This window comes from Mesorhizobium sp. M7A.F.Ca.ET.027.02.1.1, from assembly GCF_004022985.1.
Classification (GTDB): Bacteria; Pseudomonadota; Alphaproteobacteria; order Rhizobiales; family Rhizobiaceae; genus Mesorhizobium.
In genome coordinates, this window is record NZ_RZOL01000185.1 from 1 (window position 1) to 11886 (window position 11886).

Genomic DNA, 11886 nt, shown 5'->3' on the forward strand with positions numbered 1-11886 from the left:
GGGTGAGATCGTGCGCAAGCGCGACGGCTTGCGCAATTTCATCGACGCCGTCGGGCGTGATGGCACGCGCTTCCAGGCCCTGTTCGACGAATTCCATTTCCATCCAGGCCAGACGGCCGAGGGCATAGCCGCTTCGGTATGGCCGTTGCCGGGTTTCCTGCCCGACTATTTTGCCGGCTTCGCCCACGCAGCCGAGGCCACCGACGCCAGATCGGTGCTGAACAACATCCTGCCCTATGCGCGGCAGGCTTTCGCCGAGGGCGATCCCATTCGGCGCCTGCAACTGCTGGCGCGAGCCTTCCTCAAGACCGATGGCGACGCCTACGACCCGGCAAAGGCCTTCAGGAAGGCCCTGGTCGACCGGCTGCCGGATCTGGCGGAGCGCTATCTCTCGGCCGCCAATGCCATCGTCGAAACCACCGACCGGCTGGCCCTGTTCCGGATGCTGGAGGGTACAAGAGCGGCGCTGACCATCGCCGACTGGCTGATCGCCCGCTACGAAATGCTGAAGCGCAGCCGCGGCTTTCTCGATTTCAACGACCTGATCACCCGCACCGTCAACCTGCTGGCGCGGCCAGACGCCGGCCCATGGGTGCAATACAAGCTTGACCAGGGCATCGACCATATCCTGCTCGACGAGGCGCAGGACACCAGCCCCGATCAATGGGAAGTGGTGAAGCGGCTGGCGGAAGAATTCTTTGCCGGCTTTGGCGCGCGCGACAGGGTCCATCGCACGGTCTTCGCCGTCGGCGACGAGAAGCAGTCGATCTATTCGTTCCAGGGTGCCGCCCCGGACTCCTTCGCCGACAGCCGGCTGTTGTTCGCCGGACGGGTGCGCGACGCCGAGGCGTCCTTTGCCGACCTCAAGCTGACCTGGTCGTTCCGCTCGACCGACGATGTTCTGACCGCGGTCGACCGCGTCTTTGCCGACGCGAGCGTGCGGCGCGGCATCAGCCATGATCCCGATCCGCTGCGCCACCAGGCGATCCGCACCGACGCACCGGGCTATGTCGAGGTGTGGCCGTCAGTCGGCGCCGATGTGGTCGACGAGCCCGACGACTGGACGCAAGCCATCGATCATGCGCATGCGCCGGCGGTGCGCGTGGCCGAGAACGTCGCCGCCACCATCGCCGGCTGGATCGGCAGTGGCGAAATCGTCGAAGGCCGCGGCAAGCGGCTGCGGCCGGGCGACGTGCTGGTGCTGGTGCGCAAGCGCGATCGCTTCGTCCATGCGCTGACCCGCGCACTCAAACGCCGCGACATTCCGGTCGCCGGCGCCGACCGGCTGAGCCTGCCTGGACACATCGCGGTCAAGGACCTGATTGCGCTCGGTCATCTCCTCATCCAGCCGCAGGACGATCTGTCGCTTGCCGCCGTGCTGCGCAGTCCGATCTTCGATCTGCCGGAAGAGACGCTTTTCACGCTCGCCGCGCAGAGGCCGCCCGGCTTGTCGCTGATCGCGTCGCTGCGACAGCACGCCGGCGACAGCGAGAGACTGGCGAAGATCGTCGCCCAGGTCGACATCTGGACGAACGAGGCCGCCTTCAAACCGGTGTTCGAGTTCTACGCCGGGCTGCTGGCGCGTGATGGCGTGCGCCGCAAGATGATCGCGCGGCTCGGGCCCGAAGCCGGCGACATCCTCGACGAGTTCCTCAGCTTCTGCCTGGCCGAGGAACGGACCGGTCTGCCGGGGCTTGAAGCCTTCCTGTCGACGCTGGAAAACGCCGGTCCCGAGATCAAGCGCGAGATGGACCAGACCCGCGACGAGGTCCGGGTCATGACCGTGCATGCCGCCAAGGGGCTGGAAGCGCCGGTCGTGTTCCTGGTCGATGGCGGTTCCGCCCCGTTCAGTGACCAGCATCTGCCGCGCCTGATGCCCTTCGAGGGCTCCGGCGCGAATTTGGACGGCAAGGGCTATCTCTGGCGCTCTGCCAGCGACGTCGCCAACGGCTTTTCCAAAGCAGCGGCGGCGCGGGCACGGGAACTCGCCGACGACGAATACCGCCGGCTGCTCTATGTCGGCATGACCCGTGCCGAGGACCGGCTGATCGTCTGCGGCTATCACGGCAAGCGGGCGCCGAACGCCGGCACCTGGCATTCGATCGTCAGCCGCGCGTTGATCGGTGCGCCGGAAAGCGAGCAGCGTGCGCATCCCGCCGGCGGCGAGCCGGTGCATCGTTTCCATGTCACCAAGCTGCCGCCGGTCGCACTGGCTTCCGGCGAGCAGGCGCGGCCGACGGATGCTTTCGGACCTCTGCCGGCGACCTTGTTCCGGCCCTTGCCCCCCTTCGAGGATCTGCCGCGTCCGCTGTCGCCATCCGGTGCTGCGGCGCTGATAGACGAAGGCAAGGAAGCTGTGGTCGACAAGGCGTCGCCGGTGCTCGACGCCGATGCCGAGCCGGGCTTTGCGGTGCTGCGCGGGCTTGCCCTGCACAAACTGCTGCAGATGCTGCCCGGCATTGCCGAGCCCGAACGCCAGCGCGCGGCGGAGCGCTATCTCTTGCGAACGGGCGCGGACTGGCCGCCGTCAGAGCGCGAAAAAGCCCTGGCGTCGGTCACATCAATCCTTGCCGACGTCGGCTTCGGTCAGCTGTTTGCACCATCGTCACGTGCCGAGGTCGCGATCATGGGCAGCCTGGAGATCAAGGGCAAAAAACGCTCGATTTCCGGCAAGATCGACCGTTTGGCGGTGACGCCGGACACGGTCTCGATTGTCGACTACAAGACGAACCGGCCGGCGCCCGCCACTCTGGCCGAGGTGCCGCCAGCTTACCTGCTCCAGCTCGCGCTCTATCGCGCCCTGTTGCAGCCGCTCTATCCCGGCCGCACGGTCAAGGCGGCCCTGCTGTTCACCGAGGCGCCGCGGCTGATCGATCTGCCGGCCGGTGCCATGGACGACGCCCTTGCCCGACTCACGGGCGCGTGACACAACACCTGCTTGAAGAAGGGCGCGATCGCCACCACATTTGGTGGGACAAAAACTTTCAAAAGGATTTTTCCATATGGCAACCGTGAAGGTCGACAAGAGCAACTTCCAGGCTGACGTGCTTGATGCCAACGTACCGGTCGTCGTCGATTTCTGGGCGGAATGGTGCGGTCCCTGCAAGATGATCGCGCCAGCGCTCGAAGACATTGCCACCGAACTTGGCGCCAAGGTCAAGATCGCCAAGCTCAACATCGACGAGAATCCGGAGCTTGCCGCCCAGTTCGGCGTGCGCTCGATCCCGACGCTGATGATCTTCAAGGGCGGCGAAATGGCCGACATGAAGGTCGGTGCGGCGCCCAAGACCGCGCTGTCGCACTGGATCAATGGCAATCTCGCCTGATCCATCTGAAATTCATATGACCATCAAGCCCGGCCTCGCGCCGGGCTTTTTGTTGGCGTCATCGGTGCGTGGCTCTGGCTCTCGCGTCCGGCCACTCCATGTCATCTGCTTGAGCCAGACAGGAGAAACCCATGACCGGATCCGCCAAGGCCACCGTCTTCATCGACAATGAGCGCGTTATCGTCACCGAGTACCGCTTCGCGCCGGGCGAAAACACCGGCTGGCATCGCCACGGCCACGACTATGTCGTCGTGCCGCTGATGGACGGCAAGGTGAAGCTGTTGACCAAGGACGGCGAGACCTTCGCCGAAATGAAGAAGGGCGCGCCCTATTTCCGCAAGGAGGGCGTCGAGCACGACGTCATCAACGCCAATGAAGGCGAATACGCCTTTATCGAGATCGAGCTGAAGTAAGCCGTCAGGGCTGGCAGGCGCTTTTCACCAGTCGGCTATGCGGTCGCCGCCGGCGAATTGTGCACTTTTTTCGGTGTACTCGAACAACTCGATTTTCACGTCGTTTGGATCGCGGATCCAGGCCTGAAATGTGTCATCGCAGGCCAGTTTCTTTGAGGTGACGTCGACACCTTTCGACCTGATGTGGGCGATCGCGGCATCAATGTTCTCCACTTCTAGGCAGAAGTGGTTGATCTGGTTCAGGTCGCCATAGCGGGCCTCGTTTTTCCCGAACACCTCGACATGGCTGCCGCCGCCGCAATCGAGGTAGAACCCGAAAATCTTGCCGTCACGCAGGAAATTGAAGCGGGTGTCCATGCCCAGCACGTCGCGATAGAAGCTTCGTGTCGCTTCAAGGTCGTTGGCGAAGATGCAGACATGGGCGAGTTGCTTGACCTTGATCATGACTGGCTCCTCGCAGAAAAATCCGCCTTCAGGTCGGCGGGGTGCCGTTCTCGGCCAGCACCGCGCCGGTCAGATACAACGAACCGCTGATCAGGATGCGTGGCGCCGGGCCGTCCCAGGTGTCGCGCAACAGCATCAGCGCGCTGGCGACGGAACTCACCGGCTCGGCGGTCAGCCCGGCTTCCGTCGCGCGGACCGCCAGTTCGTCGTTTGGCACGCCGGCCTCGCTAAGGCTCACCGGCACCGTGTAGACATGCCGGGCGAGGCCCTTGAAGGCACGGAAATAGCCGCTCTGGTCCTTGGTGTTGATCATGCCCGAGATGAGGAACAGCGGACGCGGGTTCTTCTCTTCCTGCTCGGCCAACGCTTCGGCAACCACCGCGCCGGCCCCCGGATTGTGGCCACCGTCGAGCCAGATATCGGCGCCCTTGGGTGCCAGTTCGGCCAGCCGGCCCTGCATCAGCTTCTGCATACGCCCTGGCCAGGCGACATTGATCATCGCCTTTTCGGCGGCGCGATGGCTGATCTCGAAACCGGCCGCCTTGACCGCGGCGATCGCCGCCGCCGCATTGGCGAACTGATGGCGTCCGGGCAGCCTGGGCGGTGGCAGGTCCATCAAGCCGTCTTCGTCCTGGTAGACCATGCGGCCGTTTTCCTCGAAGGCAAGGAAGTCCTGGCCGTAGACGAAGGTGGGGCATTCAAGCCGCTCGGCGGTTTCGATCAGCACCTGCAGCGCCGTTTCGCTCTCCTGCGCGCCGATGACCACCGGACAGCCGGGCTTGATAATACCGGCCTTTTCGGCCGCGATCAGTTCGACACGGTCCCCGAGATAGGCCTCGTGGTCGAGCGAGACCGGCATGATCACTGACACGGCCGGCTCCTTGACGACATTGGTCGCGTCGAAGCGGCCGCCGAGCCCGACCTCGATGATGGCGGCGTCGGCCTGGTGTTCGGAAAACAAGAGGAAGGTGACGGCGGTGAGAATCTCGAAGACGGTGATCTTCTCGCCTTCATTGGCTCTGGCCGCACGGGCAATAGCATCGGCGAAAACCCTGTCCTCGACCAGCCTGCCGCCGCCATCGGCGGCCAGCCGGTAACGCTCATACCAGTTGACCAGATGCGGCGAGGTGTGGACATGGACGCGGTAGTCCGCGGCCTCAAGCAGGGCGCGCGAAAAGGCCGCGCACGAGCCTTTGCCGTTGGTGCCGGCGATGTGGATGACCGGTGGCAGCCGATCCTGCGGATTGTCAAGCCGCTCCAGCAGCCGCGAAATGCGGTCGAGCGAAAGGTCGAAGCCTTTCGGATGAAGCGCCATCAGGGCTTCGATTTCGCGGTCGGCGGCAAGCGTCGTCATGGCAGAATCCTAGCGCATGAGCCGTGAAAACCAGAATCGGTTTCGGATGGCCATGGCAATCAAAAGCTACAGCGCGCCGAAGCACCCGTGCAATCGCGGTCGCGGCGCTTCGTGTCGCTTCAGGCTTGCGGCCGAGCTTCCGCGGCGACCACCGCCGGGGGCAGGATTTCCGGCTCCAGCGTTTTTTGCTCTTCCGGCAGCTTGAGCAGCATCTTGAGCAGGCGCGCGATCGTTTCACGCATTTCCAGCCTGGATACGACCATGTCGACCATGCCGTGCTCCATCAGATATTCGGAGCGCTGGAAGCCGTCGGGCAATTTCTCGCGGATCGTCTGTTCGATGACGCGCGGTCCGGCAAAGCCGATCAGCGCGCCGGGCTCGGCAATGTGCACGTCGCCCAGCATGGCATAGGAGGCGGTCACGCCGCCCGTGGTCGGGTTGGTCAAAACGACGATGTAGGGCAGGCCGGCTTCCTTCAGCCGGTCGACACCAACCGTTGTCCGCGGCAATTGCATCAGGGACAAAATACCTTCCTGCATGCGCGCGCCGCCGGAAGCGGCGAACAGGATCAGCGGCCGCTTGCGCTGCAGGGCCACTTCGAAGCCATGCACGATGGCGTCGCCAGCGGCCATGCCGAGCGAGCCGCCCATGAAGGCGAAATCCTGCACCGTGACCACCACCGGCAGACCCTCGACGGTGCCCAGCGCATTGATGATCGCGTCCTCAAGGCCGGTCTTGGCCTTGGCGTCCTTCAACCGGTCGACATAGCGCTTCTCGTCGCGGAATTTCAGCGGATCCTGCATCACCTTGGGGTTGTCCAGGGTCTCGTATTTGCCGCCATCGAAGAAGAATTTCAGCCGCTCCTTGGCCGAAATCTTCATATGATGGCCGGACGAGGGAATGACGAACTGGTTGGATTCCAGGTCCTTGTGGAACACCATCTCGCCGGTCTCCGGATCCTTGATCCAGAGGTTCTCGGGCATGTCGGTGCGCCGGCCGAGCATCGAATTGATCTTCGGGCGAACGTAATTGGTGATCCAGTTCATCGCTTCGGCTCCTGTCCTGACGAGGATTGGGAAGAGGTAGGAGAACTATTCGGCAGCAGCAAGGCGGGCCGAGCGCACGCCTTGCGCAAGGCCGCTGACCAGCGTGGCGACGGCTTCGGCCGGATCGGCGGTCATCTCGCCCTTCGGTCCCAGCACATTGGCCACCGCATTGACGATCGCGGTGCCGACGACGACACCGTCGGCATTGGCGCCGATCACCCGGGCCTGCTCGGCGGTCTTGACGCCGAAGCCGACGCAGACCGGCAGGTCGGTGTGGCCCTTGATGCGCTTGACCGCCGCCGCCACCTTGCCGGTGTCGGCCAGCGCCGAGCCGGTGATGCCGGTCATCGACACATAGTAGACGAAGCCCGACGTGTTCTGCAGCACTTTCGGCAGGCGCTTGTCGTCGGTCGTCGGTGTCGCCAGCCGGATGAAATTGATGCCGGCCTTGAGCGCCGGAATGCACAGTTCCTCGTCCATCTCGGGCGGCAGGTCGACGACGATCAGCCCGTCAATGCCGCTGGCGATCGCGTCCTTGAGGAAGCGGTCGACGCCATAGATGTAGATCGGATTGTAGTAGCCCATCAGCACGATCGGCGTTTCATTGTCACTGGTCCGGAAGTCGGCCGCCATCTTCAGCGTCTTGACCAGCGTCTGGCCGCCCTTCAGCGCCCGCAGGCCCGCCGCCTGGATCGCCGGGCCGTCGGCCATCGGATCGGAGAACGGCATGCCGAGCTCTATGATGTCGGAGCCTGCGCCGGGCAGTGCCTTCATGATCGACAAGGAGGTGTCGTAGTCAGGGTCGCCGCCCATGAAATAGGTGACGAGCGCCGGGCGGCCTTCGGCTTTCAGTTTTGCCATGCGGCGGTCGATGCGGGTCACCATGTCTGGCCCTTTGGACGAATTTTGCTCATAATCAACTCCCAAATCGAAACTGTCCAAAGGGGCCTAGATCTCCATACCCAGCATCGAGGCCACCGTATGCACGTCCTTGTCGCCACGGCCGGACAGGTTGACGATGACGATCTGGTCCTTGTCCATGGCGGGCACGATCTTCACCGCATGCGCAATGGCATGCGCGGATTCCAGCGCCGGGATGATGCCTTCGACGCGCGTCGTCAGCTTGAAGGCCTCCAGCGCCTCGTCGTCGAGGATAGGCACGTATTCGACGCGGCCTGAATCGCGCAGCCAGGAATGCTCGGGGCCGACGCCGGGATAATCGAGACCGGCCGAGATAGAATGGCCGTCCATGATCTGTCCGTCGGCGTTCTGCAGGAGATAGGTGCGGTTGCCATGCAGCACGCCCGGCGCGCCGGCATTCATCGAGGCGCAATGCTCGATGCCGTCAAGGCCGCGTCCGCCGGCCTCGATGCCGATGATGCGGACCTCTTTGTCGTCGAGGAAGGGATGGAACAGGCCGATGGCGTTCGAACCACCGCCGACAGCGGCGATGATGGTGTCCGGCAGTCGGCCTTCCTGCTCGAGGATCTGCGCCCGCGCTTCGGTGCCGATTACCGACTGGAAGTCGCGCACCAGCTCCGGATAGGGATGCGGGCCGGCGGCGGTGCCGATCAGGTAATAGGTGTCCTCGACATTGGTCACCCAGTCGCGCAACGCCTCGTTCATGGCGTCCTTCAGCGTGCCGTGGCCGGCGGTCACCGGACGGACCTCGGCGCCGAGCAGCTTCATGCGGAAGACGTTGGGGCTTTGCCGGGCAACGTCGGTGGCGCCCATATAGACGACGCAGGGAAAGCCGAAGCGGGCCGCGACCGTGGCCGACGCCACGCCATGCTGGCCTGCACCGGTCTCGGCGATGATGCGCTCCTTGCCCATGCGCTTGGCCAGCAGGATTTGGCCGAGGCAGTTGTTGATCTTGTGCGAACCGGTGTGGTTCAAATCCTCGCGCTTGAAATAGACCTTTGCGCCGCCGAGATGCTTCGTGAGGCCTTCGGCGAAATAGAGCTTGGACGGCCGTCCGGCATAATGGGTTGAAAGGTCAGTCAGCTCAGCCCTGAAATCCGCATCGTTCTTGACCTCGTTCCAGTGCCGCTCCAGGTCGAGGATCAGCGGCATCAGCGTTTCGGCAACGAAACGACCGCCGAAAATGCCGAACATGCCCTGTTCGTCGGGTCCGGTGCGGAAGGAATTGGGTGTCGCCGGCTTGTTCATCGCCGATCTCCTGGCATCTTGACTTATGAAGCATGTCCTTGTCGGAAAACCGGTTCCCACTTTTCCGGGACATGCTCTGGTTTAAGGCACTACTAGGCTGCGCGGGTGTTCCGCGCGGTCCTGACGGCCCGGAAAAACTGTTCGATCAGCGCCGGATCCTTGACGCCCGGTGCGCTTTCCACGCCTGAGGAAATGTCTATTCCGGGCGGGTCGGCAAGCCGAAGGGCATCGCCGATATTGGCGGCGTTGAGCCCACCGGAAAGCATGTAATCGACGCCGCCGTCAAGGCCGACAAGAATGCGCCAGTCGAAGGCAACACCATTGCCGCCCGGCAGTTCTGAGCCTTTCGGCGGCTTGGCGTCGAACAGGAACCGGTCTGATATGCCAATGAATGGCTTTATCCGTTCGAGATCGGCAGCCTCGCTGAGCGGCAGCGCCTTCATCACCGGCAAACCATAACGGGCTTTGACCTCGGCGACGCGCTCGGGCGTTTCCGCGCCATGCAGTTGCAGCATGTCGGGCTGCATTTGGGCAAGGATTTCATCCAGGAAAGCGTCGCTGGCATCGACGGTGACGGCAACCGCCGTCGCTTTGCCGCGCGCCGCCTCGCGCAGACGGCCAGCCTCGGCGGGTTCGACATAGCGTGGGCTTTTGGCGAAGAAGATAAACCCGACATGGCTGGCGCCGCCGGCCAGCGCCGCGGCCATTGCCGCGTCGGTCTTCAAGCCGCAGATCTTGATGTCGAGTGCCATGGCGCGGGAATTGGCATGAAAAGCGATAAGAGTCGAGAAAAAGCATGCTGTTTGCCGGCACGGCCAAAGGCGCTACCTATGAATGGACAGGACGCAAGGCGGGAGCATGATCATGACAGACAGAACCGTAGCCGAACTCAGGCAGAAGATCGCGCAGGCGCGCGAGGTCATCGCGCACCTGATCGACAAGGCCGCCTTCAACGGCGCCGAGGCGCACCGGGCGCTCGACTATTTCGGCGGCGATGAATTCGACGGCAATTTCCTGCCGTGGCCGCATCATGGCGATGAGGGGCTACGGCCTGAGGACTTGAACGCCGCCAACGACGACTGAGCGATCTACTCGAACATGATCGCCTGCAGCGCACCGCCATTGCGCTTCAGCCAGTCCTTGCAGCGATCGGTGTCGGGGCAGAGCTTTTCGCACAATTTCCAGAATTTCGGACCGTGGTTCATCTCCTTGAGATGCGCCACTTCATGCGCGACGAGGTAGTTGATGACCGGCGACGGCGCCATCATGATGCGCCAGGAAAAGGACAGATTGCCTTCGGAGGTGCATGACCCCCAGCGGCTTGATGTGTCCTTGAAGCGGATAGCCTTGGCGCGCTTGCCGAGCGCCTCGGTGTGTTTGGCCACCAGCTTCTCGATTTCCTTCTTGGCCTCGCGCTTGAGGAAATCGGCGAGGCGACGCGGCAGATGTATGCGGTCGCCATGCACGATCAAGAGCGGGCCACGTTCGTCGCGCGACACGGTGACGGTGCCGCGCTTTGACGGTTCATGGACGATCCGGTGCGGCACGCCGCGCAGCGGGATCCTGATGCCGGGCCGCACCTGTGGCCGCGTCGGCACCTTGGCCAGTCGCTGCTCCAGCCAGTCCTGGTGCCGCTCGAGGAACCTGTCCACTTCGCCGCGGCGCAGGCCTGGCGGCACGGTTATGCGTAGACCCTGGCCGCCTGAATCGATGCGCAGCGTCATTCGGCGCGCCCTGGCGCTCTCGACGATCTTGAGCGGCAGCGTGCGGCCGGCGACGCAATATTCGCGCTCCACGACAGGCGTGGGCTTGGGCTTTGTCAGATTGCGAAAGAAGCCGAGAGTCATGGCGGGACGATACGCGATTCGAGAAAAACGACTAGAACAAAAAAGAAACGGCGCCGCTCGCGCGACGCCGTTTTTCACGATGTGGCCAGTCGCTTGGCCTCAGTCGTCAAGCAGGTTCGAGCCCTTGCCACGCTTGGTGGTCGTCGTTCCGGTGCTTGGATCGGTCTTCGTCGGAGCCGTCGACTTGTTGCGGTTGGCCATGAACCGGTCGAACTCGTCCTGGTCCTTGGCGCGGCGCAATTCGCGGGCATACTCGTCGAACTGGGTCAGCATCTCGTCGAGCTTGCGGCGCTCTTCGTTCAGCCGCTCAAGTTCCTTTTCGCGCCAGTCGTCGAAAGCGACGTTGCCGGTGCGGGCGGAGCCATTGCCCCAGCGCGCGGCCTTGTCGGAACCGCGGCGGCAGCCGGCGAAGATGCCGTCGGTCGCGCGATTGACGTCACGCTTGAAGCCATCGAGGCGGTCGCCCCAGATGATGTAGGCGAGCATGGCGAAGCCGAGTGGCCAGAACACCATGAAACCTACAACCATCAACGCGATGGTTGCCGGCGTCCAGGCCGGACGGATCAATGCGGATGCGTTCATTTTCTCCCATTCCTTCGGTTGGAGACAGCCAAATCCGGGCTGCGTGGAATCGAAATGGGAAGAGAAAAACGGCGATTCAAGACAATGTCCGCCAAATCCGGACAAGCATCTGAAATGATTATCGCTTTTTGATCATATCGAGGAAAAGCACGACTAGCCCGGCAATCAGGCCCCAGAATGCGGCGCCAACGCCGAACAGCGTCAGACCCGACGCGGTGACGACAAAGGTGACGGTGGCGGCCATGCGATCCGCCTCTTCCTTCAGCGCGATAGACAGCGCGTTGGCGAGCGACGCCATCAGCGCCAGGCCTGCCACCAGCACGATCAGGCTCTGCGGCAGCACCGCGAAGATCGCCACCAGCGAAGCGCCGAAAATCGCAAAGATAAGATAGGCGAGCGCATAGAACGGCCCGGTCTTCCAGCGCTCGGCGGGATCGGGGTGGACGTCCGGTCCGGTGCAGATCGCCGCCGAGATCGCCGCCAGATTGGTCGTCGAGCCGCCGAACGGCGCCGACAGCAGCGAAAACAGGCCCGTGACGCCGATCAGCGGGCCGGGCTCCGGGTGATAGCCGGCGGCGCGCAGCACGGCGAGGCCGGACAGGTTTTGCGACGCCATGGTGACGAGGTAGAGCGGCAGTGCCAGGCCGATCACCGCTTTGGTGGTGAAGTCAGGCGCAATCAGCGTAAGCGTCGACAGTTCCAGTG

At 63.6% G+C, this 11886-nt stretch carries 13 protein-coding genes; 4 read left to right on the forward strand and 9 right to left on the reverse strand.

Features of this window, described 5'->3' with window-relative positions; translation table 11 throughout:
- The 3 genes from addA to EN749_RS20000 form a co-directional block, all read left to right on the forward strand.
- A partial coding sequence (gene addA / locus EN749_RS19990; RefSeq protein WP_128363784.1) for a double-strand break repair helicase AddA occupies positions 1–2926 on the forward strand: 2926 nt, incomplete at its 5' end.
- A gap of 76 nt (positions 2927–3002) precedes the next feature.
- Positions 3003–3326 (forward strand): thioredoxin, encoded by a 324-nt coding sequence (trxA, locus tag EN749_RS19995; protein WP_013528326.1) that lies wholly within the window; start codon positions 3003–3005, stop codon positions 3324–3326.
- Between the two features lie 131 nt (positions 3327–3457).
- Positions 3458–3739, forward strand: a complete 282-nt coding sequence (locus EN749_RS20000; RefSeq protein ID WP_127323193.1) for a cupin domain-containing protein — start codon at positions 3458–3460, stop codon at positions 3737–3739.
- 24 nt (positions 3740–3763) lie between these two features.
- Here the strand turns inward: EN749_RS20000 and EN749_RS20005 are convergent, their stop codons facing one another.
- The 6 genes from EN749_RS20005 to EN749_RS20030 form a co-directional block, all read right to left on the reverse strand.
- Positions 3764–4183, reverse strand: coding sequence for a VOC family protein (locus EN749_RS20005; protein ID WP_127380279.1), 420 nt, complete (start codon positions 4181–4183; stop codon positions 3764–3766).
- Positions 4184–4211: 28 nt separating this feature from the next.
- On the reverse strand, positions 4212–5537 hold the full coding sequence (locus EN749_RS20010) for a folylpolyglutamate synthase/dihydrofolate synthase family protein (protein WP_128363785.1): 1326 nt from the start codon (positions 5535–5537) through the stop codon (positions 4212–4214).
- A 119-nt stretch (positions 5538–5656) separates the two neighbouring features.
- Entirely contained in the window at positions 5657–6583 is a 927-nt protein-coding gene (gene accD / locus EN749_RS20015) for an acetyl-CoA carboxylase, carboxyltransferase subunit beta (RefSeq protein ID WP_013528321.1), read from the reverse strand.
- 45 nt (positions 6584–6628) lie between these two features.
- On the reverse strand, positions 6629–7468 hold the full coding sequence (gene trpA / locus EN749_RS20020) for a tryptophan synthase subunit alpha (protein ID WP_127395957.1): 840 nt from the start codon (positions 7466–7468) through the stop codon (positions 6629–6631).
- Between the two features lie 63 nt (positions 7469–7531).
- Entirely contained in the window at positions 7532–8752 is a 1221-nt protein-coding gene (trpB, locus tag EN749_RS20025; protein ID WP_128363786.1) for a tryptophan synthase subunit beta, read from the reverse strand.
- Positions 8753–8844: 92 nt separating this feature from the next.
- Positions 8845–9504, reverse strand: coding sequence for a phosphoribosylanthranilate isomerase (locus EN749_RS20030; protein WP_128363787.1), 660 nt, complete (start codon positions 9502–9504; stop codon positions 8845–8847).
- Positions 9505–9616: 112 nt separating this feature from the next.
- Here EN749_RS20030 and EN749_RS20035 point away from each other — a divergent pair, with 112 nt between their 5' ends.
- Entirely contained in the window at positions 9617–9835 is a 219-nt protein-coding gene (locus EN749_RS20035) for a hypothetical protein (protein WP_027039950.1), read from the forward strand.
- Between the two features lie 5 nt (positions 9836–9840).
- Here the strand turns inward: EN749_RS20035 and EN749_RS20040 are convergent, their stop codons facing one another.
- The 3 genes from EN749_RS20040 to EN749_RS20050 all read right to left on the reverse strand — a co-directional run.
- Positions 9841–10599 (reverse strand): M48 family metallopeptidase, encoded by a 759-nt coding sequence (locus EN749_RS20040; protein ID WP_127270177.1) that lies wholly within the window; start codon positions 10597–10599, stop codon positions 9841–9843.
- Between the two features lie 99 nt (positions 10600–10698).
- Positions 10699–11181, reverse strand: coding sequence for a DUF2852 domain-containing protein (locus EN749_RS20045; RefSeq protein ID WP_127266800.1), 483 nt, complete (start codon positions 11179–11181; stop codon positions 10699–10701).
- A 118-nt stretch (positions 11182–11299) separates the two neighbouring features.
- Positions 11300–11886, reverse strand: a 587-nt coding sequence (locus EN749_RS20050) for a benzoate/H(+) symporter BenE family transporter (protein WP_189367611.1), incomplete at its 5' end; no start/stop codon positions are given.